The 22,830-nt window shown below is 65.7% G+C and carries 24 protein-coding genes, 1 tRNA gene and 1 pseudogene; 11 read left to right on the top strand and 15 right to left on the bottom strand.

What is annotated here, in order from left to right:
* The first annotated feature begins 50 nt into the window (after positions 1-50).
* Positions 51-359 carry a CC_3452 family protein gene (locus VF662_RS01985; RefSeq protein WP_464137126.1) on the top strand — a complete coding sequence of 103 codons (309 nt, stop codon included), beginning with the start codon at positions 51-53 and terminating at the stop codon, positions 357-359.
* Between the two features lie 21 nt (positions 360-380).
* Here VF662_RS01985 and VF662_RS01980 read toward each other — a convergent pair whose 3' ends face one another.
* The gene (locus VF662_RS01980; RefSeq protein ID WP_464137074.1) at positions 381-1,010 is read right to left on the bottom strand and encodes a TetR/AcrR family transcriptional regulator; all 630 of its coding nucleotides are present in this window, start codon (positions 1,008-1,010) and stop codon (positions 381-383) included.
* Between the two features lie 136 nt (positions 1,011-1,146).
* Here VF662_RS01980 and VF662_RS01975 point away from each other — a divergent pair, with 136 nt between their 5' ends.
* The 3 genes from VF662_RS01975 to VF662_RS01965 are packed head-to-tail and all read left to right on the top strand — an operon-like array spanning position 1,147 to position 2,894.
* Entirely contained in the window at positions 1,147-1,518 is a 372-nt protein-coding gene (locus VF662_RS01975; protein WP_464137071.1) for a YybH family protein, read from the top strand.
* Positions 1,519-1,538: 20 nt separating this feature from the next.
* Positions 1,539-2,588 carry an NAD(P)H-dependent flavin oxidoreductase gene (locus tag VF662_RS01970; protein ID WP_464137069.1) on the top strand — a complete coding sequence of 350 codons (1,050 nt, stop codon included), beginning with the start codon at positions 1,539-1,541 and terminating at the stop codon, positions 2,586-2,588.
* A gap of 18 nt (positions 2,589-2,606) precedes the next feature.
* On the top strand, positions 2,607-2,894 hold the full coding sequence (locus tag VF662_RS01965) for a DUF1330 domain-containing protein (RefSeq protein WP_464137067.1): 288 nt from the start codon (positions 2,607-2,609) through the stop codon (positions 2,892-2,894).
* A gap of 164 nt (positions 2,895-3,058) precedes the next feature.
* On the opposite strand, the gene VF662_RS01960 is transcribed toward VF662_RS01965, so the two are convergent.
* The 4 genes from VF662_RS01960 to VF662_RS01945 form a co-directional block, all read right to left on the bottom strand.
* On the bottom strand, positions 3,059-3,661 hold the full coding sequence (locus VF662_RS01960; RefSeq protein WP_464137064.1) for a hypothetical protein: 603 nt from the start codon (positions 3,659-3,661) through the stop codon (positions 3,059-3,061).
* A 13-nt stretch (positions 3,662-3,674) separates the two neighbouring features.
* Complete coding sequence (locus VF662_RS01955) at positions 3,675-5,672, bottom strand: Ig-like domain-containing protein (RefSeq protein WP_464137062.1); 1,998 nt, start codon at positions 5,670-5,672, stop codon at positions 3,675-3,677.
* Positions 5,673-5,811: 139 nt separating this feature from the next.
* Positions 5,812-6,861 carry a hypothetical protein gene (locus VF662_RS01950; protein ID WP_464137058.1) on the bottom strand — a complete coding sequence of 350 codons (1,050 nt, stop codon included), beginning with the start codon at positions 6,859-6,861 and terminating at the stop codon, positions 5,812-5,814.
* A gap of 158 nt (positions 6,862-7,019) precedes the next feature.
* Complete coding sequence (locus VF662_RS01945) at positions 7,020-8,000, bottom strand: hypothetical protein (RefSeq protein ID WP_464137055.1); 981 nt, start codon at positions 7,998-8,000, stop codon at positions 7,020-7,022.
* Between the two features lie 434 nt (positions 8,001-8,434).
* Here VF662_RS01945 and VF662_RS01940 point away from each other — a divergent pair.
* The 3 genes and pseudogenes from VF662_RS01940 to VF662_RS01930 form a co-directional block, all read left to right on the top strand.
* A pseudogene (locus tag VF662_RS01940) lies at positions 8,435-8,635 on the top strand (helix-turn-helix domain-containing protein); the annotation flags it as partial.
* Between the two features lie 68 nt (positions 8,636-8,703).
* Positions 8,704-9,069, top strand: a complete 366-nt coding sequence (locus VF662_RS01935; protein WP_464137131.1) for a hypothetical protein — start codon at positions 8,704-8,706, stop codon at positions 9,067-9,069.
* The gene (locus tag VF662_RS01930; protein ID WP_464137053.1) at positions 9,070-9,795 is read left to right on the top strand and encodes a site-specific integrase; all 726 of its coding nucleotides are present in this window, start codon (positions 9,070-9,072) and stop codon (positions 9,793-9,795) included.
* Between the two features lie 21 nt (positions 9,796-9,816).
* Here VF662_RS01930 and VF662_RS01925 read toward each other — a convergent pair.
* The 6 genes from VF662_RS01925 to VF662_RS01900 all read right to left on the bottom strand — a co-directional run bounded on the left by VF662_RS01925 (position 9,817) and on the right by VF662_RS01900 (position 15,512).
* Positions 9,817-9,892 (bottom strand) — tRNA-Lys (locus VF662_RS01925).
* Positions 9,893-9,995: 103 nt separating this feature from the next.
* Positions 9,996-11,105 (bottom strand): rod shape-determining protein RodA, encoded by a 1,110-nt coding sequence (gene rodA, locus VF662_RS01920; RefSeq protein ID WP_464137051.1) that lies wholly within the window; start codon positions 11,103-11,105, stop codon positions 9,996-9,998.
* Complete coding sequence (mrdA, locus tag VF662_RS01915) at positions 11,102-13,054, bottom strand: penicillin-binding protein 2 (protein WP_464137050.1); 1,953 nt, start codon at positions 13,052-13,054, stop codon at positions 11,102-11,104. The genes rodA and mrdA overlap by 4 nt, the downstream gene beginning before the upstream one ends.
* Positions 13,051-13,566, bottom strand: a complete 516-nt coding sequence (gene mreD / locus VF662_RS01910) for a rod shape-determining protein MreD (protein WP_464137048.1) — start codon at positions 13,564-13,566, stop codon at positions 13,051-13,053. Before mreD ends, mrdA begins: the two co-directional genes overlap by 4 nt.
* Positions 13,563-14,459: a rod shape-determining protein MreC gene (mreC, locus tag VF662_RS01905; protein WP_464137045.1), complete on the bottom strand. Its 897-nt coding sequence runs from the start codon at positions 14,457-14,459 to the stop codon at positions 13,563-13,565. The genes mreD and mreC overlap by 4 nt, the downstream gene beginning before the upstream one ends.
* Before the next feature lie 12 nt (positions 14,460-14,471).
* On the bottom strand, positions 14,472-15,512 hold the full coding sequence (locus VF662_RS01900; protein ID WP_464137042.1) for a rod shape-determining protein: 1,041 nt from the start codon (positions 15,510-15,512) through the stop codon (positions 14,472-14,474).
* Positions 15,513-15,658: 146 nt separating this feature from the next.
* Between VF662_RS01900 and mutL the strand changes: the two genes are divergently transcribed.
* Positions 15,659-17,407 (top strand): DNA mismatch repair endonuclease MutL, encoded by a 1,749-nt coding sequence (gene mutL / locus VF662_RS01895; RefSeq protein ID WP_464137041.1) that lies wholly within the window; start codon positions 15,659-15,661, stop codon positions 17,405-17,407.
* A 75-nt stretch (positions 17,408-17,482) separates the two neighbouring features.
* Entirely contained in the window at positions 17,483-17,662 is a 180-nt protein-coding gene (locus tag VF662_RS01890) for a hypothetical protein (RefSeq protein WP_464137039.1), read from the top strand.
* Between the two features lie 7 nt (positions 17,663-17,669).
* On the opposite strand, the gene ilvC is transcribed toward VF662_RS01890, so the two are convergent.
* Together ilvC and miaA are read right to left on the bottom strand one after the other, a co-directional pair.
* On the bottom strand, positions 17,670-18,653 hold the full coding sequence (ilvC, locus tag VF662_RS01885; protein ID WP_464137037.1) for a ketol-acid reductoisomerase: 984 nt from the start codon (positions 18,651-18,653) through the stop codon (positions 17,670-17,672).
* The gene (gene miaA, locus VF662_RS01880) at positions 18,650-19,594 is read right to left on the bottom strand and encodes a tRNA (adenosine(37)-N6)-dimethylallyltransferase MiaA (protein WP_464137035.1); all 945 of its coding nucleotides are present in this window, start codon (positions 19,592-19,594) and stop codon (positions 18,650-18,652) included. Before miaA ends, ilvC begins: the two co-directional genes overlap by 4 nt.
* Here miaA and serB point away from each other — a divergent pair.
* Positions 19,587-20,468, top strand: a complete 882-nt coding sequence (gene serB, locus VF662_RS01875) for a phosphoserine phosphatase SerB (protein WP_464137032.1) — start codon at positions 19,587-19,589, stop codon at positions 20,466-20,468. The two genes, miaA and serB, sit on opposite strands and share 8 nt — an antisense overlap.
* Here the strand turns inward: serB and VF662_RS01870 are convergent.
* A complete protein-coding gene (locus VF662_RS01870) occupies positions 20,465-20,752 on the bottom strand; it encodes a hypothetical protein (protein WP_464137030.1) in 288 nt (95 codons plus the stop codon). The two genes, serB and VF662_RS01870, sit on opposite strands and share 4 nt — an antisense overlap.
* A gap of 123 nt (positions 20,753-20,875) precedes the next feature.
* Positions 20,876-21,757 carry an SPOR domain-containing protein gene (locus tag VF662_RS01865; protein WP_464137027.1) on the bottom strand — a complete coding sequence of 294 codons (882 nt, stop codon included), beginning with the start codon at positions 21,755-21,757 and terminating at the stop codon, positions 20,876-20,878.
* Positions 21,758-21,973: 216 nt separating this feature from the next.
* On the opposite strand from VF662_RS01865, the gene VF662_RS01860 reads away from it, so the two are divergent.
* On the top strand, positions 21,974-22,693 hold the full coding sequence (locus VF662_RS01860) for an AAA family ATPase (protein WP_464137025.1): 720 nt from the start codon (positions 21,974-21,976) through the stop codon (positions 22,691-22,693).
* The last annotated feature ends 137 nt before the right edge of the window (positions 22,694-22,830 follow it).

Here is a 22,830-nt window from a genome sequence, read left to right as displayed (position 1 = left end):
TTGCCTCCGCCGCGGGTGGAACTGGCTTGGCAACAATCTTCGAGAAAACGATGATGAGGTCAGCCATGTCGATGTTCGTCCTGTGTGTCGCCGTATATCCGGTGGCGGCCAGGGCACCCGAAATCACCGGAAAGGCCCTTATCGAGTGGCTTCACCGTCCTCAGCCCAAGATCGTGCTCGAGGACAGGATCTGGCGGTGCGCCGGACAGGCATGCTCCGGGCCTGCCGACAATGGAAACGCGGCCAAGTTGCGCCTCTGCCGGAGCCTCGCCACGCGCGCCGGACGAATTCTAATGTTCGAAACCTCGACGGGTGCTTTGGACGCAGAGTCCCTCGCCCGCTGCAACAGGGGCCTCTGACTACGACACCCGGAGTGATGCTCACCCTCCGGAGGCGGCGATCAGCAGATCGGCGCGTTTCTCGTTCCGCTCCTGGATGCAGCTGGAAACAGCACCCAAAAGGCGACGGACCGCCGTTCCGGCAGCCTCTGCATAATCCGGCTTCCTGTGAATGAGGATTTGCGCGATCGCGCCGTCGAAGAGGATCATCAGCGTCCGGGCCAGAAGATCGGCGTCGGCGCGTCCCTCCTCAAGGAGCATCCCGCGGAGCCAGGCCTCGAAGCTTTCCTTGTGCCTGCGTGCGGCGATGGATGCGGGGTGCCCTGGGAAATCAGCCAGTTCGCACGCTGCCCTGAGAAAGCCGCAGCCGCGCCAGCGCCGGTCCATCGAGGCTTCTCCGAGTTTGTGGAACATGCGTTCCATCCTGTCCGCTACGCTGCCGGTCGTGCCGGCCCAGTTGCTGTACCGCTCCATCACCGGCCAGTGCCGCGCCTCGAGATAGGCGCCCATGAGGTCGTCTTTCGAACGGAAGTGATAATAGAGGGTCTTCTTGGTGACTCCCGCGCGTTCCGCGATCCGGTCCATGCTGATCGCGCTCAATCCCTCGGCATAAAAGAGCTCGTCGGCCGCGACCACGATCTGGTCGCGCGTTGTGGCAGCGGGTCCTGTCATCGGCTTGTTCCTCCTGACGAATGAAGCAGAGCATGCTGGATGGACCAGGTAAACTCACCGTTGAGTGTAGCTCGTCGCGCCAAGCTATACCGCAGAGTGAATTGACCGCCGGAGGGGCGGCGATCCTTGTGACAGGATGATCGAAAAGGATGAGGTGCGCGAGTTTGCGCGGCGCTGGACTGAAGCATGGAACAGGCACGACATTGAGGGCGTGCTCGCCTTGCGGGAGGCGGACATGACTTTCTTGAGCCCGATCGCAGCCGAGCTTACGGGCACGTCTGTTCTCGAGGGTCGCTCGGCCGTCGCTTCCTATTGGCGGGAAACACTTGGGAGGCGACCTGACCTTCGGTTCCGCTTGAAGAGGTGCTCGTCGAAGCGCCGGAGCAGGTCCTCCCCATCCTGTACCGCTCGGACGTGGCGGGAGAATCGTGGGGCTGGGTTGGGAAGGGCGCGCGAGCCGCGGAATAGCGTTGTACGGAGGTGCGGTTTGAGGAGGCTCTCCAAGTGACGGGCGCGAGGCAACGGGCATTGAGTTTCGCCGCGGAATACGGGCTGACAATTCCGATCCTGCTTGCTCCGATGGCAGGCGCCTGTTCCCCCGCGTTGAGCGCCGCAGTCATGGAGGCGGGCGGCATGGGCGCGTGCGGGGCGCTTCTGATGCAGCCCGACAAAATCCTTGAATGGTGCAGCACGGTGCGCGCGCGCGCATCCGGCGCGTTCCAGCTGAACCTCTGGGTGCCCGACCCCCCGCCGGCGAGAGACGCGGCGTCAGAGGCCCGGGTGCGCTTGTTTCTTGAGGAGTGGGGCCCGCCGGTGCCTGCCGAAGCCGGAAACGCGGTTCCGCCAGATTTCGACAGCCAGTGCGAGGCCCTGCTCGAAGCCCGCCCATCAGCGATATCTTCCGTGATGGGGTTGTTCACGCCCGCCTTCGTGCAGCGCCTGAAGCAAGCAGGCATCCGCTGGCTGGCGACTGCAACGACCGTTCGCGAAGCGAGGGCGGCCGAAGCGGCAGGGGCGGACGCGATCATCGCTCAGGGCGCCGAGGCAGGGGGCCATCGCGGCGCCTTTGATGCGGCCGAAGCCGAGCGGCGGCTCGTTGGGCTGTTCTCGCTCGTGCCGGCCGTCGTCGACGCAGTGGACCTGCCGGTCATCGCGGCCGGGGGAATTGCGGACGGGCGCGGCGTCGCGGCGGCATTGACGCTCGGCGCAAGCGCAGTCGCGATAGGCACTGCTTTCCTGCGAACACCCGAGGCTGCAATCGACCCGGCCTGGGCAGAAGCTTTCGGCAGGACAGCGCCGGAGGATGCGGTCCTGACCCGGGCCTTCAGCGGGCGCGCCGGCCGAAGCGTGGAAACGGACTACGTACGCGCCGCAGCCTCGCCGGGCGCCCCGCCGCCTGCACCTTATCCCGTCCAGCGGGGCCTCACAGCGGCAATGCGAAACGCAGCAACCCAACGGCACGATCTGGCGGGGCTGCAGGCCTGGGCAGGGCAGTCGGCGGCAATGGCGACGACCGAAGGTGCATCGGCTGCCGCCGCTCGGCTGTGGGCAGAGGCCGACAGGCTGCTCCCCGTTTGAACTCAGGGAAACCATTCGGTGATCTACATCCTCGCTCAGCTCCGCATCCACCAGCGGGATGTCTATGAGCGCTACGTGCAGCGTTTCATGGCGACCCTTGCCGGTACGCAAGGCCGACTTCTTGCGGCCGACGAGTCGCCGATCGTCGTTGAGGGTGCCTGGGACAGGGACAAGGTCGTGCTGATCGCTTTCCCGGATGAAGACGCGTTCAGGGCTTGGGAGAGTTCGGCGGCCTATCAGGCGATCACAGGCGACCGGCGTGCCGGAGCGGACACCTCGATCATCCTTATTCGTGGATTTGGCTGAAGTACCGGCGGGATAGCAGCGAGGTCCTCCAAACCGAGGCGGTTGGAGCGCGCATCGCCGGTCGCGACGCCGACGCGACTCTGAGCGGTTGTGCCTTGTTGTTCTTCCCGGGGGGTCGAACGTCCGCCGGCCCTGACCGGTTCGGACCCGAAGCAGAGATGGGTTCAACGCCTGTTGAGAACTACCTGGCAGTCTCTGTCTGTTGCTGCGCTCCGGCAATATTCCGTGAATGCTCCTCGAAGATCGATCCGCATCGATGGGGCGGGACCAAGATGCCTTACCATATTCACTCCGTTGAACAGCCTCTGGTCTGCCGCCGGTGTGACGCCCGAAGGCAGATTGACGCGCAGGTCGGTGGTTCCGGACCGATACGGGATCGTGACCTCGAAAGGTGTCTCAGCCCGTGACCCTGCACGGCCTCCGTCCAGCTCCTCGTACCTCCGGGGGTCCATGAAGCTCTGGACCTGGACGGTGCGCCCATCGGGGCCAAGCAGATCTATGGTCATGCGTTCGGCTCCCCCGAAGTCTTCGGGAGCAAAGCCCGGCCGGACCTCCACACTGGAAACATCGAGCACATTATTCTTGATCCGGCCTGTCAGGGCCACAACCTTGGTGCCGTCGCTGGGCGCGAGTTCGAACGTTGGGATTGGGCCGGGGTCGGGCACCCCGGGAACGGCTCCCGACACCTGTGCGACCGCCTCGTCGGGAGGGACAGGGCCGGCGAGCACAAGCATGGCCGCCAGTGCAGTGACGCGAAGGCTTCTCATCCGCACCTCCCATTCAATAACGGTCGAGCACCCACACGACCCTTCGCCTTGATGGTCGATCGAAGTTGAACCCACCCGGAACGCAGTTCGGGAAACCGCCCAGGCAGCTGCCCATGAGATCGTTCCGGTCATTCGCCCACCAGTTCACAGTCTCCGTCTGACCGTTCTTGATGCGCTGAATCTGGGAGCAACCGGCGACGGCCCAGCCCTGACGCCCCGCATCGGACTGACAGTTCGCAGTTGATGAATATACGTGCGGCCACGGCGAACCTTGAGAATAGCCGCCGTCGCAGCAGTAGCGATCGGACAATCCGAACACTCCGTGTCCCGTCTCGTGGAGGAACGTCCGCAGGCTCGTGGGCTCGGAGGAGAATATTCGCCCCTTGGCGCAGTCCCTGAACGGTTTTGTGTGAACGATCGGGAGCCCGCTGGCGAAGGTTGCGTCGGTCTTGAAAGTGGCGGGCGCCGTCAGGTTGCAGGAGCCCTGCACACGGTCCGCTGAGCCCGCTTCCGGAAGATACCAGAAATTGAACCTGTTGATGTTTGCCCCGACAGCTTCATCGGCAACGTAGGAGCGCTGGATGACACTCTCCACATCGCGCAGGAACTGCTGAACGCCTCCTCCGCACTGATAGCTCTGGTTCGGCTCATCGTCGGTTGCGCTGGTCTGGCAGGTCCGAATCGAGCCATCGTAGCTGCTTTTGTCGTAGGCGAATACGATGTCTGCTTTCTGACCCGCCGTGCCATGATACCAGAGCGGAATGACCTTGGCGGTCTTTCCATTCACCACCGGTGTTCCGATAGCGAACAGGCGGTGCCCGGTCGTGGCGCGGCCATCGGCCGTGTCCGCGGCGTTGGCGCCATAGCTCACCGTCTGCCCCTCTCGCGTGGTGAAGGGGCCGGCGGAGAAGGTGCATGTTCCGTTGGCCGGGGCGGTGCAGGTCTGCACGACGTTTCCGTCGACCATGATCTCGATCTGCTTGATCCCGTCCGGGTCCGCAGCGGAAGCAGTGATCGTCACGGCCTCCTCCTTTGTCGGGTTCAACGGCGTGTGGCGGACCTGTAGCCGGGGCGGCCTACGATCCCAATCCCGGCCCACACGATACCTGAACCGCGATGTGCCCGCGCCGTCATAGCCGAGCACGAGAAGCTCCTTCCGGCCGTTGCCGTCCAGATCGACTGTCGCGGCGCCGGCGCCTTCAGACGTGGCGCCGCCGCCGGGAACGCGGGCAAGCGGGGTCCACGAGACCGGAACCGCGTCCGACCCCAGATCATGTGCCAGACGGTACCGGAATTCGTCCGACGCCGTATCGTGCATCAGCCACAGAACGTCCGGCCGGCTGTTGCCATTGAAGTCATCGACCACAAGACCAACTCCGCGGCCGGCGGGAACCGTGCCGCCCACCACGCGCCAGTCGGTCCAGGATGTCGCTGCTCCGGCTTCAGTCAGGTTCCAGCCGATCCTGTACAGGAACTGCCTTGCTCCCGCGTAAGTCGCGTAGCCCGCCAGAATCATCTCAGGACGCGCATCGGAGTCAAGGTTGATCAATCCAGCGCCGGCACCCGTGGACGGGTCACCGACACCGCTCACGGCCGTCGGAGTGCTCCAGGAGGCCGCAGTTCCGGTCGCATCAAGGTTCCACCCCACCTTGTATGAGAACCCGGCAGTCGCGCCGTCTTTGAGATATGCAGCGACGAGGAGGTCCGGCTTTGTGTCGGCATCGAGGTTCGTGAGGGTTGCAGTGACGGACTGCACGGTGCCGCTACCAATCGAACCGGCGTCGATCGCGCTGCTCCACGAGGCGGCTCGGCCCTGCGCATCAAGGTTGAGGCCGACCTTGTAGCGGAGGCCGTTTGCGTTGTGGGCCAGAAGGATGAGATCAGGCTTCGCGTCTGCGTCGATGGAGCCTGCCGCGATGGCACTCCCGGTTGCTGCAGCGCCAACCCCCTCCACGTCGATTAGGCTTTCCCATTCCTGTGGATGGGCGACCGCCAGCTGGGAGACGATCATCAGACCGCCAAAGGCAAGGACCCGATACATTATTCGGCGCAGGCTCATTAGCGCGACTCCGGGACAGGCGTTGATATTCCGAACATAGCAGGTTTCAGTGCGACGCATCAGCTGCGTGAACCCGCAATTGATGGGATCCTCAGCCCTCAAGGAACCAGGTGGCGCGGGGCGGCGCCCGGAGCGAGCGGTTGAGCGCGAGAAGCTTGGGGCCTTCGTCGGCGTAGAGAATGCTGATGACTTTCTTCATCTCTTCCGGATCGAGGTGCGCGTGCGGGCCCGAGGGCGAATGGCCATGATGTCCGTGATGGGTGCTGTCGGCCGGAGCTTTCGGGGAGGCCCAGGGCTCCTGCGAACTCACCCACCGTCCGGGCTTGAACCAGTCGATGCCGTCGATCGTCGTCCGCTCGACATCCACCGGGTGCGCGGCTTCATGTGCTGCAAACCAGTCGTCGATGCGGTCGTCGACCCAGCCATGAAGACGCCAGAAAACAGGATTGACGTGAGAGGAATAGAATTCCCCGAGGAAATCGTAGCCGGGATGAGACCATCTGGGGTCGAAGTCGGTCGCGGAGCGGCCGTCAGGAACCACATCTCCGCTTGCCGGGTCTCGCGGCGCGCTGCTCCACCGCATGTGCATGTCATTATGGACCGTGAACTCGAGAATGGACCCGAGGGCGCCGAGCGAGAGGCCGCTGAGGTAGGCCGCGTTCTTGAACTGCCGGTCCCACCCGCGCATCGCGGTCCAGAAGAAAGTGTCGGACTTCAGGGCCTCCAGCCTGCGCCGGGTCGGCTCGTCCGGTTGAGACCAGTTGGGCGGGATCTCAAAGCCATCGTCCTGAGGCCCTCCCGGAGCCGGGATCGCTCTCCAGGACGCAATCGGTGTCTCGCCGGCCTGGTCGTAAAGGGCGCGCACCGCACCGATCATCTGCCGGTGCATGAACAGGAAGTCCTCGCCGGACCCGTTGTCCACGATAGGAGAACCTCGGCTGAGAGCAGGACGTTCGATGCCGTGGCCGGGCTGCCAGCCGAGGTGCCGGATGGCATTCCTCTTGCCGTCCGAAAGATCCTGCCACTGTCCTCGGACGTCATGCCAGGCGGCATGGTGAAGCCTGTGCGCCTCAGAGGCGAGCATATCCCTGGCCGCGGGCAGAAGCGGGATCAGCTCCCTGGGTTCCTTGAAGTCCACCATTCGGGCTCTCCATGATCAGCGAATTGGTCGGGCCATCCTTCTCCGTTCAGGTTCAAAGGCTCCGGCCGGTGCCATCCCATCCGTCGGCAACCATGCATTGCCGAAGGTCGGCATTATGAGCCTCTTCAAGGTTGGCCGGAGCATCCTTGTTATGAGGGTCATCCGCCCCTGCTGCAGGCATGGGGCTTCCGGGGGCCGAACGCCGTCTTCACGGAAAAGGAAGGCACCGCATAAGCCCGCTCGTAGCTTTCCTTGTCCTGGTTCGACCAGTTTCCTTCAAGCCGGGCTCCAGCCTTAACGGTGAATTCGGGCGGCAGGCAGATGAGGCGCTGAAGCGCTCCGGAGAAGTCGGCGCCAATGAAGCCGTTCGCCTTCCAGTCTTCGCGCTTCTCCCCGTCCTGGGTCCGCTGGCTCGTATAGAAGCGTGCTTCCCCGTTTGCTTCAAGGCTTAGGCTGATTCCCGGGCTGACCCGGACGTTCAGCTCCGTCCTGACCTTCGGCGTGAGGCGCTCGCGATCCCCGGTCTTCGACAGCACGAGATCGACGGCCGGCTCGATGTCCCAGTAGACGCCCGATCCACCTGTGCAGGCGTATGGGATTGAGGGATCTTCGTTGTCGCGGCACACGACGCGAAGCACGTTCCGGAAAGTCACACCGGCACGCAGCCGGTGCTCGTCGAACTTTCTGCTTTCGAAGAGTTCCCGATACGAGCGGGTAGCCCGGTACTGCAGGAACGGCCGCACGGTGTCCTCATTGTCATTGCTGCTTCCCCGATACCCGGTCAGGCGGTCGGCTCCGGAAAGCCCGACCTGAAAGAATGCACCCGATGCGAGGTCGTCGTCGTCGAGCAGGTTCGGGCTGGCCGTTGCACCGAAAGAAAAGGAAAGCTTTCCACCGGCTCCCACGGCCCGGGCGATGCTGGCCCCTGCCTCGAACTCCGAGTCGTCGATGATGTCGGTTCCGCTTTCAAACGGCAGCGATTTGCCGAACGCGGGGTTCGCCTTGAGCGTCCATTCCGCGCTCCAGCCGCTCGTGATCGGCCTCTGCTCCACCGCCGTCGTGGCAGATTTCCCGACGACCTGCGCTCCGCCAGGCGCGGCAATGCCCGCAAGCACCGAAGCGATCACCAGATATCGCATGCTTCTCCCCCCTTGAATGCCGGCGCGCCCGCCGGGACTCGAGCATACCCTCTCGCGGTTCGGCGATCACCTGCGGTAACTACTGGCTGCTGGAGCCGGGAGGCGCCGCTTCTCCAGAATTTCCAGCGCCTTGGGGGAAGTGTCCTCAGGGACGTCCTCTTCCGATTCCCTGGCGAGGGGCCGACCGACTTGATCTCGAACGTGCGCCGGCTGACGATGGCGGCTTCAGTTCAGCCGGAATGAAGCCTGAAGGAGTTCATCCGGCGCTGCCGCGCTATGCCGCTGACGGCGGACAATCCCGTTGAGCAGACCGGATCAGCGGGCCCGAGCCGGCGAGATGCTTCAGAGACGCCGTTGGCGCGTCGGACGCTGCATTCCCGGCGCTGTTTCGTGCAAATAATATTCTCCCGGGTACTCAGCATTGCGGCAGGTTGGTGGAGTTGGATCAGAAGCCTCGCCGCGTTTCGACGGATCGGCGCTCAGCCGCCCTGGTCGGAGAGCGCGTCCTCACGCTCCGCGCAGCTGCCGCCCTTCTGAGCGTCCATCCGAACACCGTTCGCGCGCACGCGAGAGAGGGGAGGCTGCCTGGGGCCAAGGTGGGTCGGGACTGGCGCTTTCTGGAGGCTGACATTGTCGCCTGGCTGCGCCTCCAGTACGGTCAGGGCGCACGGGTGCAGCTGAGTGCCGACCAGAAGGAGGCAATATGGCACTCTGGAAACGTGCAGGAATTTATTACGTCAAGCTCACAGGCCCTGACGGAACGCTCGTTAGACGCTCTCTTGGAACGACCGACAGGGAAAAGGCCGAAGAGGCCCACGACCGACTGAAGGCACAGCTCTGGGATCTCAAATATCTCAAGCAGAAGCCGAAGCGGACGTGGGATGAGGCGGCGCTGAGGTGGCTGAAGGAGAAGGCTCACAAAAAGTCGTCCCGCGACGATGTGACTCGGATCCGTTGGTTCACGAAGCACCTGAGGGGCAGGACGCTTGACCAGGTGAGCCGGGCTCTGATCGACCGGTTGATCTCGAGGCAGCTCGCGAAGCGCTCTGATCGCACGAACGATCTCTAGGTGGCGCTCATCCGCGCCATCTTCCGGAAGGCGATGCGGGAGTGGGAGTGGATCGAGACCATGCCGGCGTTCAGGACCTATGCGGAGGGGGGCAAGGTGCGCGTGCGGTATCTGACGACGGAGCAGGCACAGGCGGTTCTGGCGAGGCTGCTGGAGCATCAACGCGAGGTGGTGCTGTTTGCCCTCTCTACGGGGCTACGACAGCGCAACATCCTCGATCTGGAATGGGACCGCGTCGATCTGGCGCGGCGCCTCGTGACGATCGAGGGCCACGATACCAAGAATGGGGATGCTCTAGGCGTTCCCCTCAATGATATCGCGGTCGCTGTGCTGGAACGGCAGCAGGGCAAGCACAGGCGAAACGTGTTCACCTATCGGGGCAAGCCGCTCCGGACGGCGAACACGAGGGCCTGGCGCGCTGCTTTGAAGGCCTGCGGGATCAGGGACTTCCGCTGGCACGATCTGCGGCACACCTGGGCGACGTGGCTCCGGCAGAATGACGTGCCCACCTGGGTGCTTCAGGAGCTGGGGGGCTGGAAGTCTTCAGAAATGGTGCGCCGCTATGCACACATGTCCGCGAAGCACTTGCAGCCTTATGCCGATCAGCTGATTTTCCCGGTCACAAAGGCGGATTCGCCTAAGGCCTTGGAAAATCAGAAAACGGCTAGTCACAAAAGTGGTCACAATGGGGCCTCTCCGAGGCTCCATCTCGTGGTAAGCAACTAGCGTAAGTCATTGAGAAGAAGGTGGTGGACGCACTAGGGCTCGAACCTAGGACCCGCTGATTAAGAGTCAGCTGCTCTACCAACTGAGCTATGCGTCCATGCCTGTCGGGCAGAGGCGCCATCTAGTGCGGGTCGGCGGCGAATGCAACGGCTCTGCTGCCTTAATCGAAGCGCTCGCGCCCCGGCGCTCGAACCGGGGCCTCAGCGCCTGCGGTTGCGGCGGGTTTCGCGGTCGATCGCCATCAGCATCCCGATGCAGATCATCACCGTCAGCATGGCCGAACCGCCGTAGGAGACGAGGGGGAGGGGGATGCCCACCACCGGCGCGAGGCCCATCACCATCATCAGGTTGATCGCGATGTAGAAGAAGATGGTGAGCGTCAGGCCGGCTGCTGCGAGCCGCTCGAAACGCTCCTTGGAATCGAGCGCGACCTGCGTTCCCCAGCGCACCAGCAGGAAGAACAGGATGATGAGGACGACGCCTCCCGCAAGGCCCCATTCCTCGGCGATCGCGGAAAAGACGAAGTCGGTATGCTGCTCTGGCAGATATTGGAGGTGGCTCTGGGTGCCGTTGAGGAAGCCCTTGCCGAACAGCCCGCCTGATCCGATCGCGATCTTCGACTGGGTGAGATGGTAGCCGGAGCCCAGAGGGTCGGCTTCGGGGTTGAGGAAGATGAGCACGCGCTTCTGCTGGTGCGGAAGCAGCAGGAAATTGTAGATGAGCGGAAGCGCGGCCCCGACCGCGAGGCCGCCGCCGACGAACAGCCTCAGCGGAAGCCCGGCCAGGAACATCATCGTGATCGAATTCAGGATGATCAGCATCATGGTGCCGAGATCCGGCTGGAGGATGATGAGGAGGAGCGGGGGCCCGAGGAATATCGCGACCGGCCAGATCGCAGAGAAAGCCCTGATCTCCCTCGGCGGCACATGTGCGTAGAAGCGGGCAAGCACCAGAACGAGGATCGGCTTCATGAGCTCGGAGGGCTGCAGCCGGACGAATCCCAGCTCAAGCCAGCTTCGCGCGCCGCCGCCGATCACGCCCAGCATCAAGGTGAGGATCAGGAGAACGATGCCGCCGCCGTAGGCGAGGAAGGCAAGATCGTGGAACGTCTGCGGCCGGAAGCGCGACAGCACGATGGCGAGGCCGAGGAAGGCGAGGAAGCGCACCGCGTGCGGAAGCGCCCACGGGAACAACGATCCGCCAGCCGCCGAATAAAGGCCAAGGACGCCGGCGCCGCCGAGCGCAAGCACGATCCACAGCATCCGCCAGGGAAGGCTGGACACCTGCGCCGGAACGAAGCTCGTGCTCATGCCTGGCGATCCCGGCCGCTTCGCCCGATGCGAGCTTCCGCCTGCGCCTTGGCGCGGTCGTTCGCGGCCTTGCGTGCAAGGAAGACCTGCGTCTGCCGCTCCATTCGTTCGGCGATCGTGCCGCCCCAGCCCTTTTCGAGCTCGAGCAGGGCCTCCATCGCCTTGTTCTTGTCGAACAGATAGGTGAGCACGTCCTTGGCGACCGGCGCGGCCGCACGGGCTCCGCCCATGCCGTGGTCGATCACGACCGACGCCGCGTAGCGCGGGTTCGCGGTGGGCGCGAAGCAGATGAACAGGCCGTGGTCGCGATACTTCCACTCACCGCTCTGGCCGCGTTGGGCGCCCGCGATCCGCCGCACCTGCGCCGTACCCGTCTTGCCGCCCATCTCGATGCCGGGCAGCATCAGCCGGCTGCGGCCGGCCGTGCCGTTACCGTTGACGACCTCCCACATGCCGGAGCGGACGGTCTGGAAATGCTCGTCGGGCATCGGCAGCTTCTTCGGGCTCCCGCCCTTGCCGATCAGGCGCGGCACGATCTCGCGTCCGGACGCGATCCGGGCAGCGGAGACGGCGAGCTGCAGCGGATTGACGATCACATAGCCCTGTCCGATCGCCGCATTGAGCGTGTCGGACTGCGTCCATTCCTGCTTGTACTTCTTCTGCTTCCAGTCAGCGCTCGGTATGGTGCCGTAGCTCTGGGAGACGAACGGCAGGTCGAACTTCTGCCCGAGCCCAAGCCTTTTCTCCATCTCGGCGAGCGCATCGATGCCGACGCGCCGGCCCATTGCGTAGAAATAGGTGTTGCAGCTCTTGGCGATCGCCCGGTGCATGTTCATCGGGCCGTGGCGGCCGAGGCAGCGGAAGAAGCGGTTGCCGAGGGGATAGCCGCCGCCGCAGCTCACCGTCTGGTCGGGATCGATGCCAGCGCCAAGCAGCGCCATCGCAACGCTCGGCTTGATCGTCGAGCCGGGCGGATAAAGCGCGCTCAGCGTCTTGTTCACCTGCGGCCGGCGCTCGTCCTCCGACAGCATCTGCCATTCGACGCTGCTGATCCCGTCCGAAAAGCTGTTGGGATCGTGGGACGGCATCGAGGCCAGGCAGAGAATATCGCCGGTCAGGCAATCGATCACGACGCAGGAGCCCGATTCGTTGCCGAGCCTCCGTGCCGCATAGGCCTGGAGCCCGGCATCGATGGTCAGCGGCAGCGGATTGCCGCTCCGGTCGGGAAGGGTGGAGAGCTCGCGCACCAGCTTGCCCCGCGCAGTGACTTCGACGCGCTTGGCGCCGGGGCGGCCGCGGAGCCGCTCCTCCATCACCTTTTCAATGCCTTGCTTGCCGATCTTGAATCCGGGCGTGATCAGCAGCGGGTTCTTGTTCTCGGCCTCATATTCTTCCTTGTTGGGCGTTCCGACATAGCCGACGAGGTGGCCCACCGCCGCGCCCTCCGGATAGAATCGGGAGAAAGCGCGGAGCGGGGAGACGCCGGGAAGGTCCGGCAGGCGGATCGTCACTGCCGCATATTTCTCGAACGGCAGATTCTCGGCGACGGGCACCGGCTGGTATCCGGCGGCGTGCTTGAGCTCCTTCTTGACCCGGTCCACCTCCTCCGGCGGAAGCTCGAGCAGCCTGGTGAGCTCGGCCAGGATCCGATCCTCGTCCTTTAGGAGATCGGGGATGAGATCGACGCGGAAATCGCTTCTGTTGATCGCGATCGGCTGCCCGTTGCGGTCGACGATCCAGCCGCGCCGCGGCGGCAGGAGCTGCATCTGCACCCGGTTGCTTTCGGAAAGCAGCTGGTAGCGCTCGTTCTCGGCGATCGAGATATAGGCCATCCGACCGGCGAGGAGCGCTGCGATGCCGCCCTGGGCGGCGCCCAGCACGAACGTACGCCTGCTGAAGGTGTAGGCTTGCGATTGCTCGGTGATGAGTGGGCCGCGGCGGCGCTTCATCGGGTGAGCCGCCATCGATCGAGCAGCACGACGATCCGGGCGATCACCGGATAGGCCAGGATCGACAAGGCAAGCTGCGGCCAGACCACGTGGAACTGGACGAAGCTGCCCATCATGAGGCCGACGAGCCAGGCTCCCGCGGTGTGGAACAGGATGAGGAAGGAGGCGAGCAGCCAATCCATCCAGAAGTCGCGGAAGACGGCGCGGCTCTCGATGAAATCGAGGATCAGGAGGGTGATCGTCCAGAGCGCCATCGACTGGCCGAGCGGCTGCCCGGAGACGAGATCGTCGAAGAAGCCGAGGCCGAGCGAAGTCTTGGCGGTCCACATCTCGGGGCGGAGCAGGCGCCAGGAGATGAAGGCGAGGTAGCCGAAATCGGGTACATACGGCCCGGAGACCACGAACGGCAGCAATACCAGCAGGGAGGCCCCGATCGTGGTGCCGATCGGCACATATTGGCGGCGCAGGTGCTTGCGCGTCATGTCGCCGCGGGTGAGGGCGATCCGGCTCATTCCGAAGCCTCGGCCTGGGCCGCTTCCGCCTCGTTGACGGGTGCGCTTGCCGCCGGCTGATAGATGGTCTCGACAATAGCGAAGTCGATGCGCGCCGGATCGGCAAGCGGGCGCGCGACCGTGGCGTCGCGATCGGCCTTGATGACGATCGCCACCGGCACGAGCGGAGGATAGATGCCGCCGATGCCGGAGGTGACGACGATGTCGCCCCGTTTGAACGGGCTTTCGCCGACCTCCAGCGTCTTCAGGTCAATGAGGCCGTCGCCCCGGCCGCTCGCGATCGCCGGAGTTCCGTTCCGCACCAGCTGCACCGGCACGTTGCTGCCGCCGTCGGTGATGAGGAGGATCCGGGAGGCCCAGCGGCCGGTCTCTAGCACGCGCCCGATAAGGCCCTCAGGCGCGCGGACGGGCTGGCCGGCGCGCACCCCGTCGGAGGAGCCGGCGGCAAGCGTTGCGAGGCGGCGGCTGGAATCGAAGCTGGAGCCGACGATGCGGGCGGTTGTCACTCGGTTGGAGACCGTCTCCGAGAGCTTCAGAAGCCGCTTCAGCCGCCGGTTCTCGAATTCGATCGCCCGGGCCTCGACGAGGCGGCGGCGGGTCGCGGCGAGCTCACGCTTCAGCTGACCGTTGGTCGCGGCCGCGTTGAAGTAATTGCCGATGCTCTCGCCGCCGCCGGTGAACAGGCGCACGATGCTTCGGCCGCCGGACGAGACCGGGGTGGTCGCATCGAGCGCCGCCCCCCGGATTGCAGCGAATCCACGCGGATCGATGGTGGCGACGACGAGCAGCATGACGGCGAACAATATGCCCGCCACGGCAATCACATAGCCGAGGAACAGTCCGTATTGCGCCCTTCGGGAAAATCCCGGGCGCCGTTTCGATGGCGGCGCCATGACCTTCCCTGCTTACGCTGTCTGGAGGACGCCGCGGAAGATTTCCTCTTCCAGCGCGCGGCCCGTACCAAGCGCGACGCAGGTGAGCGGATCGTCCGCGACGGTGACCGGAAGGCCGGTCTCGTCGCGAAGCACCTCGTCCAGCCCCTGCAGCAGCGCACCGCCGCCGGTTAGGACGATGCCCTGGTCGACGATGTCGGCGGCAAGCTCCGGTGCGGTATTCTCGAGCGCGATCCGGACGCCCTCGACGATCGTACCGACCGGCTCGGCAAGCGCTTCGGCGATCTGGCGCTGGTTGATCGTGATTTCCTTGGGCACGCCGTTCACGAGGTCGCGGCCCTTGATGTGAACGGTGAGGCCGTCGCCGTCCACCGGCGGCTTGGCGATACCGACCTGCTGCTTGATGCGCTCCGCGGTCGCTTCGCCGATCAGGAGATTGTGGTTGCGGCGGACGTAGGAGGAGATCGCCTCGTCCATCTTGTCGCCGCCGACCCGCACCGAAGTGGTGTAGGCAAGGCCGCGGAGCGACAGCACCGCGACTTCGGTGGTGCCGCCGCCGATGTCCACGACCATGGAGCCGCCCGGCTCGGTGACAGGCATGTCGGCGCCGATCGCGGCCGCCATCGGCTCCTCGATCAGCCAGACTTGCGAGGCGCCCGCGTTGGAAGCGGCATCGCGGATCGCGCGGCGCTCCACCGAGGTGGAGCCCGAAGGCACGCAGATCACGATCTCGGGCCAGCGCGGGAAGCGGCGCTTGCCGTGGACCTTCTGGATGAAGTGCTTGATCATCTGCTCGGCGACGTCGATGTCGGCGATCACCCCGTCGCGAAGGGGGCGGATGGCTTCGATCTGGTCCGGGGTCTTACCCATCATCAATTTGGCATCGTCGCCGACCGCCTTGACGCGCTTGACGCCGTTCAGCGTTTCGATCGCAACCACCGACGGTTCGTTCAGAACGACGCCGCGGCCGCGCACATAGACCACCGTATTGGCCGTTCCGAGGTCGATCGCCATGTCGTGTGACGGGAACTTGAAGAAACGCAAAAATGACATGTCAGCTGGTCTCGCTTCCTATCGCCGCGGTCGCCGGAAACCCCCCGGTCCGTTTGATATTTCCTCTATAGGGTCGCCCCGCCGCCGCCGTCCAGAAGACAGTTAACCATTTTCCGGATGCCGCCGCTTGGTCTAGAGGTGTTGCGATGTCGATACGACGCCTCCCCGAACATCTCGTTAACAGGATCGCCGCAGGCGAGGTGGTCGAGCGCCCGGCCAGCGCGCTGAAGGAATTGGTGGAGAATGCGATCGACGCGGGGGCGACCCGGATCGCGATCAGCCTTTCCGAAGGCGGCACCACCAGGATCGAGGTCGCGGACGATGGCTGCGGCATGACCGGGGCGGAAATGGCGCTTGCGCTGGAGCGGCACGCGACGTCGAAGCTGCCTGACGATGCGATCGAGGCGGTGACGACGCTCGGCTTTCGCGGCGAGGCGCTGCCGTCGATCGCAAGCGTCGCGCGGCTGCGGGTGGAGAGCCGGGTGAGGGGCGCGGACGGCTGGCTTCGCACCGTCGACAATGGCAGGGTGGTTGAGGAGGGGCCGGCGGCGCTTCCGCCGGGGACCCGCATCACCGTCGAGGATCTGTTCGCCCGCGTGCCCGCGCGCCGCAAGTTCCTCCGCTCCGCCCGCTCAGAATATGCCGCCTGCCTCGATGCTGTAAAGCGGCTCGCAATGGCGCGGCCGGATATCGGCTTCAGCGTCGAGCATGAGGGGCGCCGAAGCCTCGCCGTCCAGCCGGGAGAGGATCGCCCCGCCCGCGTCGCGGCGCTCACCGACCACGGCCTTGCCGAGAACAGCGTCGGGATCGACTATATCCGGGGCAGCGTCCGCCTCGGCGGCGTCGCCGGGCTGCCGACCTTCAACCGCGGCGTCGCCGACCATCAATTCCTGTTCGTCAACGGCCGGCCGGTGAAGGACCGGCTTCTGATCGGCGCCGTCCGCGCCGCCTATCAGGACCTGCTCGCCCGCGACCGGCACCCGATCGTCTCCTTGTTCATCGAGGTGCCGGCGGACGAAGTCGACGTGAACGTCCACCCCGCCAAGACCGAGGTCCGCTTCCGCGATCCCGCCGGCATTCGCGGCCTGATCGTCGGCGGTCTCCGCAATGCGCTCGAGGAGGCCGGCCACCGAAGCGCGCACCAGCCGGCGGCCGTGCTCGGAAGCTGGCAGCGCGAGCCGCTCGCGCCGTCGTTCCAGCGGCCGGTCTTCCCCTCGGCGGCGCAGGGAAGCGTCTGGGAGACCGCTCAGGCCTATGCCCCTCCGCCCTCCGCCCGTGCCGAAGCGGCTGTGGAAGCGATCCCCGCCTCTTCCTCCTTCCCCCTCGGCGTCGCGCGCGGCCAGGTGGCTGCAACCTACATCGTTGCTGAAGCCGAGGACGGGCTGGTCCTCGTGGACCAGCATGCCGCGCACGAACGGCTGGTGCTGGAGCGGATGCGGAAGGCGATGGCGAATGGCGGCGTCCACCGTCAGGCGCTTCTCCTTCCCGAAGTGGTCGAACTCGACGAGCCCGCCTGCGACCGGCTGGAGGGAAGGGCCGCCGAGCTGGCCGAAATGGGCCTCGAGCTCGAACGGTTCGGCGCGCGGGCAATGCTCGTTCGCGCGACCCCCGCCTTGCTCGGCAACGGCAACATACGCGGCCTCGTGACCGACCTTGCCGATGAGCTCGCCGCCTTCGACGAGGCGTTGAGCCTCAAGGAAAAGCTCGACCACGTCGCCGCCACCATGGCCTGCCACGGCTCGGTGAGGGCAGGGCGAATCCTGTCGGTCGCCGAGATGAATGCCTTGCTCCGGGAGATGGAGGTCACCCCCCACTCCGGCCAATGCAACCACGGCCGCCCCACCTGGGTGAAGCTGGGGCATGGCGACATCGAGAAGCTGTTCGGAAGAAAGTAGAAATCGGCTGCAGTGTATTGTCACATCAATACACTGGAGCTAGGCTGTTGCTAGATTTCCCAGGGAGCAGCCAAGGTGACACCCGAAACCCCCGCCCAACGCATGATCGCGAAGCGAGGCATCCCGATCGGCTTAAGCCTTGCGTTCGTGTTCGGCGCCATCGGCCTGCTGCTCGATTCCACCCTTGCCGGCATTCTCGCCGGGATCGGCGTGATGATGATGATCCTGGGCTATCGGTACCGCCAGAGCGGGTGAGGGGGCGTCAATCCCGCGACACAAGCCCGCACAGCCGGCGGCCTACCTCCTCTATCGGATGGCCAGCCGCTCGCGCCCTGCTTGCCTTGAGCCGAGGATAGCCGGCTCTGGCATCGGCGAGCAGCTCCTGCGCGAAGGAGCCGCTGCGGACTTCGCGGAGGATCCGGCGCATTTCGGTCCGGGTATCGGCATTGATGATGCGCGTGCCGCCCTTCAAAGCTCCGAACTCCGCAGTGTTCGAGATGACTTCGCGCATGCCGGCGATGCCGCGCGCGTAGATGAGGTCGGAGAGGAGCTTCACCTCGGTCAGGCATTCGAGATAGGCGACTTCCGGCGAGAAGCCCGCTTCCACGAGGGTTTCGTAGCCGGCGAGGATGAGCTCCGGGATCGCGCCCCAGAGCACGGCCTGCTCGTTGAACAGGTCGGCCTCGCATTCTTCGGCGAAGCTCGTTGGAAGGATGCCGACCCGGCCGCTGCCGATCGCTGAGGCGTAGGAGAGGGCGAGAGCCTCAGCCGCACCGGTGGAATTCTGTGCGACCGCAAACAGCGAGATGAGGCCGCTGCCCTTCAGGAAGTCGTCGCGGAGCGCGGTGCCGGGCCCTTTCGGCGCCACCAACACCACGTCCAGGTCGGCTCGCGGCTCGATCAGCTTGAAGTGTATGTTAAGCCCGTGCGCGAAGACGAGCGCTCCGCCGGAGCGAAGAGAGGGCGCGATCTCGTCCCCGTAGATTCGGGCCTGGTCCTCGTCCGCGGCAAGCATGACTGCGACGTCCGCTTCGGCCGCGGCTTCGAAGGCCGTCATGACGTCAAGGCCGTCGGCCGAAGCGCGGGGGCGGCTGGCGGACTCCCTCGGGAGGCCGACGACGACTCTCACCCCGCTGTCGCGGAGGTTCAGCGCCTGGGCGCGGCCCTGGTTGCCGTATCCGATCACCGCCACCGTCCGCTGACGGATCAAATCGGAATCGGCATCGGCGTCGAAATAGACCTTCATCTCGCCCCCTGAAGCTCCAGCGCCGCTAGGGCATCATCGAGACCGCCGCAATCGAGCGCCGCGGTCCAGCGCGGCCAGTCCGCCGGCGGCTGGCGCGAGAACCACGTATATTGGCGCTTCGCATATTGGCGGGTGGCGGTGCGGCCGGCTTCAAGCGCTTGCTCCCGGCTCAGCGACCTCCCGAGACAGCCGGCAATCTCCCGCACCCCGATCGCCCTCATCACCGGCAGCAACGGGTTCAGTCCCCGGTCCAGGAGCGCCCGCACCTCGGAAATGCCCGGCTCGGAGAACATCGCGCCGAACCTCGCGTCGCACCGCTCGTAGAGCCACTGCCTCGGCGGCAGGAGCAGCAAGGGCCGGAGGCTGACGCTGCGGCCGATGCCGCCCACCTTCTCGCGCTGCCACTCTGCAAGCGGCCGTCCCGTCGACCGGATCACCTCCAGCGCCCGGGCGATGCGGGCGGTATCGGTGGCGCGGAGCCGCTCGGCAGCCGGGGCGTCTTCCCGTTTCAACGCGGCATAGGATTGCTCCACTGAGAAGGAGCGCACCTGCCGGCGAATGGCAGGATCGATGTCGGGTATCGGAGCGATGCCTTCGAGCAGCGTGCGCAGGTAAAGTCCTGTGCCTCCCACGAGGATCGGCAGGCGCCCACCTCCGTGCGCCGCCTCGATCTCCGCCTTGGCATCCGCCGCCCAGTCCGCCGCTGAGCAAGCTTCCGCCCCGTCCCGGTAGCCGTAGAGATGGTGCGGCGCCCGTGCCTCGTCCTCGGCAGAGGGCCGGGCTGATACGATTCGAAGGTCCCGATAGACCTGCGCGCTGTCTGCGTTGATGACGATGCCGTCCTCCCGCTCGGCAAGCGCAAGTGCCAGCGCCGACTTGCCGCTTGCGGTCGGCCCCGCGATAAGCGCCAGCTTCGGCAGCGGAGAGGCGGCTTTGTTCATCGCGACCCTGATAGCAGCGGATCGGCTGTCGAGCGGCGATATTTCTGCCGCCGAGGACGCGCTTGCCGCCGCCGGCACCTATCTGATGGGGCGCAGCTGGGTCCAGGAGGACAAGGCCTGCGACATCCTCTTCTCCTCCGCGCCGGAGCCGGTGCGGGCGGCGCTCGAAGGGCTGGTACCGGGCGTCGACGTGGTGGTGCAGGGCGAATCGGGCCGGCGCAAGAAGCTGCTCGTCGCCGACATGGATTCGACCATGATCACCGTCGAATGCATCGACGAGCTCGCCGACTATGCCGGGCTGAAGGCCGAGGTTGCCGAAGTGACCGAGCGGGCGATGCGCGGCGAACTTCCGTTCGAAGGTGCGCTCCGGGAGCGGGTCGCACTCCTCAAGGGCCTTGGTGCGGACGCGATCGGCCGCTGCCATGACGAAAGGGTGCGGGTGACCCCCGGCGCCAAGGCGCTCGTCCGGACGATGCGGAGTGCGGGGGCCGAATGCCTGCTCGTTTCGGGCGGCTTCTCCCAGTTCGCGAGCCGGGTCGCAGCCGAGATCGGGTTCAGCCGCGCGATCTCCAACGAGCTGGGGGTCGAGGATGGCAAGCTCAGCGGCGATGTGGTGGGGCCGATCGTCGGCGCGGAGGCGAAGCGCCAGGCATTGATCGATGCCGCAGCCGCCGCCGACATCGACCTGGCCGATACGCTCGCGGTCGGCGACGGCGCCAACGATATCGCGATGATCGAGGCGGCCGGCCTTGGCATCGCCTATCATGCCAAGCCGAAGACGGCCGCCGCGGCGGACGCCTGCATCCGATATTGCGACCTCAGCGGTTTGCTCTACGCACAGGGCTATGCCCGCGCGGAATGGGAGCCGGTCTAGGCGGCGGAGGGGCTACTCATGTCGGCGGTGATCGCGGCAAGCGCGAACGCCACCGATTGCTCGCTGCAGTGGAAGCCGATCCTGATCCCGTCGCCGGACACGCCCTGGACGACGCCGCCGATCGCGCCTGCTTCGGGATGGTGAAGCTCGATGCTTGCGCCGAGCTCCGGACGGGCGTTGGTCTCGAGAAACGCCCCCGTTGCGGAGATTTCGCGAAGCGCGGCCGGAGCGGGCAGATCGGCGATCAGCACGCACATCCGGCGCCGGCGCCAGCGCGAGGCCATGGCCGCTGCGCTTGTGATCCTTCGCCGTGCACCCATTTGCCGTCCCCGAGCTGAAGTGTCTGTCGGACCGATCCTAATGAGAGGCGGCAAAAAAACCGTTAAGCAGCTTGCGTCCGGCGCCGCTCAGGGCGCGACGGGGATGCAGGCCTGTCCAGCCGCCTTGGCTGCTCCGCACACCTTGTCCGCCATCGCGCGATTGGCGAGCGGGCCGACGCGGAGCCGGGTGAAAGCGCCGGCCTTTTCATAGGACGGCCTGAGGCCGCCGAGCGCCGGAATGCGCTTGCTGAGCGAAACCCATTGCGCCTGAGCGGCGGCGGGGCTGCCATAAGCGCCGAGCTGCGCACGCCAGCCGCCGCCGGGAGCTGCCTGCACCACAGGTGCGGGAGCGGGCTGGGGGGCCCTTGTCGCAACGACCTGCCTCGGGGCGGCCGCCGCCGGCGCGGCTTGCGGCACCACCACGGCGGGTGCAGCACTGCCTCCACGCTCGATCTGCCGGGCGAGGGCGATGCCTTTTGCTCTTTGGTCCGCCGGCACGAACTGCTCCATCTGGCCGAGGCTCCGGGCCGCTGCCGGGAGCCCCTGCGCAGCCGCGCGGGTCATCAGGGCATAGGCGCGTGGCCAGTCCTTCGCGATAAGGTCGCCGTTGGTGAGCTCGATCCCCAAGACATATTGCGCGCGGGCGTCGCCGCGATCGGCAGCCTTCCGGATCCACGGTAATGCCTCGCGGCGCTTGCCCGCTTCATAGAGGATAAGGCCGAGATTGCCCTGTGCCTGCTCATGGCCCTTCGCGGCGGCCTTCTGGAACCAGCTCTGGGCGATTCCGAGGTTCGCCGGAACCCCGCGGCCGAGGCGGTAGGCCTGGCCGAGGTTGAACTGCGCATCCGGGTCGCCCTTGTCGGCTGCGGGACGCCATTCCTTCACGGCCGTTGCGAAATCGCCGCGCTGCCACGCGTCCACTCCGGTCTTCACGTCCGCAAGCACCGGGCTTGCGATCAACGCCGCCAATGCGGCCGCCGCACCGAGAAGCTTTTGCCGACCAATATGCATGCTCATCATTCCTCTGAAACCCGGTCTGGATCGGCGGAGACGCTACGCCATGAAGGTTAACGTCCTCTTAGCACCTGTTCGATCCGATGCGGTGCGGCGGGCGGCGGAGTTAACCAGATTTTAGCAGCCTCCGGTGCATCCCGTTGGAAAGGGCACGCGAACCGAGGGGAAATCATGCGCGTATTGGCACTGTCGTCTCAGAAGGGTGGTTCGGGCAAGACCACGCTGTCCGGCCATCTGGCCGTGCAGGCGCAGCTTGCCGGATCCGGACCCGTCTGCCTCATCGACATCGATCCGCAGGGCTCGCTCGCCGACTGGTGGAACGAGCGCGAGGCAGAAATGCCCGCTTTTGCGCAGACCACGGTGGCCCGGCTCGCCTCGGACCTCGAGGTGCTTCGTCAGCAGGGCTTCAAGCTTGCCGTGATCGATACGCCGCCGGCGATCACCATGGCGATCCAGAGCGTCATCCAGGTCGCCGAGCTGGTCGTCATCCCGACTCGCCCCAGCCCGCACGATCTTCGCGCCGTCGGCGCCACCGTCGATATCTGCGAGCGGGCAGGCAAGCCGCTCATCTTCGTCGTCAACGCAGCGACGCCCAAGGCGCGCATCACCTATGAAGCCGCCGTCGCGCTCTCGCAGCACGGCACGGTCGCTCCTGTGACGCTCCACCACCGCACCGATTTCGCGGCCTCGATGATCGACGGCCGGACGGTCATGGAGATCGATCCCAAGGGCAAATCGGCCGCCGAGGTGACCGAGCTTTGGGATTACATTTCCGATCGGCTCGAAAAGAATTTCCGCCGCACCGTATTCGCCGCTCCCGGCGCGCCGGCGCTCCATCCTTCCGCGCCGCGTCCCGCCGGCGGCTTCGGCCGCCGCGTGGTCGGCCAGTAAGGGGAGGGCAAGATGGCTGAACTCAAAGCTTTCGCTTCCCTCTCCTCCGGTCTCCTCGCCCGCAAGGGCGCGGCCAAGCCTGCCATGCGGCCCCAGGGCTTCGGTCAGATGCCGATGAGCGTCGGCATGGAAGATCT

Source organism: Allosphingosinicella sp. (genome assembly GCF_036387215.1).
Lineage (GTDB): Bacteria > Pseudomonadota > Alphaproteobacteria > Sphingomonadales > Sphingomonadaceae > Allosphingosinicella.
This window is presented reverse-complemented; position numbering and strand designations above follow the sequence as displayed.

Coding starts and splice junctions, on each gene's coding strand:
- VF662_RS01960 (WP_464137064.1), bottom strand. CDS start 3,661: ATGAGAAGCCTTCGCGTCACTGCACTGGCGGCCATGCTTGTGCTCGCC.
- VF662_RS01975 (WP_464137071.1), top strand. CDS start 1,147: ATGATCGAAAAGGATGAGGTGCGCGAGTTTGCGCGGCGCTGGACTGAA.
- VF662_RS01900 (WP_464137042.1), bottom strand. CDS start 15,512: ATGTCATTTTTGCGTTTCTTCAAGTTCCCGTCACACGACATGGCGATC.
- VF662_RS01980 (WP_464137074.1), bottom strand. CDS start 1,010: ATGACAGGACCCGCTGCCACAACGCGCGACCAGATCGTGGTCGCGGCC.
- VF662_RS01955 (WP_464137062.1), bottom strand. CDS start 5,672: ATGATCGTCTCCCAGCTGGCGGTCGCCCATCCACAGGAATGGGAAAGC.
- mreD (WP_464137048.1), bottom strand. CDS start 13,566: ATGAGCCGGATCGCCCTCACCCGCGGCGACATGACGCGCAAGCACCTG.
- miaA (WP_464137035.1), bottom strand. CDS start 19,594: ATGAACAAAGCCGCCTCTCCGCTGCCGAAGCTGGCGCTTATCGCGGGG.
- VF662_RS01860 (WP_464137025.1), top strand. CDS start 21,974: ATGCGCGTATTGGCACTGTCGTCTCAGAAGGGTGGTTCGGGCAAGACC.
- ilvC (WP_464137037.1), bottom strand. CDS start 18,653: ATGAAGGTCTATTTCGACGCCGATGCCGATTCCGATTTGATCCGTCAG.
- VF662_RS01985 (WP_464137126.1), top strand. CDS start 51: ATGATGAGGTCAGCCATGTCGATGTTCGTCCTGTGTGTCGCCGTATAT.
- mrdA (WP_464137050.1), bottom strand. CDS start 13,054: ATGAAGCGCCGCCGCGGCCCACTCATCACCGAGCAATCGCAAGCCTAC.
- mutL (WP_464137041.1), top strand. CDS start 15,659: ATGTCGATACGACGCCTCCCCGAACATCTCGTTAACAGGATCGCCGCA.
- VF662_RS01945 (WP_464137055.1), bottom strand. CDS start 8,000: ATGCGATATCTGGTGATCGCTTCGGTGCTTGCGGGCATTGCCGCGCCT.
- mreC (WP_464137045.1), bottom strand. CDS start 14,459: ATGGCGCCGCCATCGAAACGGCGCCCGGGATTTTCCCGAAGGGCGCAA.
- VF662_RS01935 (WP_464137131.1), top strand. CDS start 8,704: ATGGCACTCTGGAAACGTGCAGGAATTTATTACGTCAAGCTCACAGGC.
- VF662_RS01950 (WP_464137058.1), bottom strand. CDS start 6,861: ATGGTGGACTTCAAGGAACCCAGGGAGCTGATCCCGCTTCTGCCCGCG.
- VF662_RS01870 (WP_464137030.1), bottom strand. CDS start 20,752: ATGGCCTCGCGCTGGCGCCGGCGCCGGATGTGCGTGCTGATCGCCGAT.
- rodA (WP_464137051.1), bottom strand. CDS start 11,105: ATGAGCACGAGCTTCGTTCCGGCGCAGGTGTCCAGCCTTCCCTGGCGG.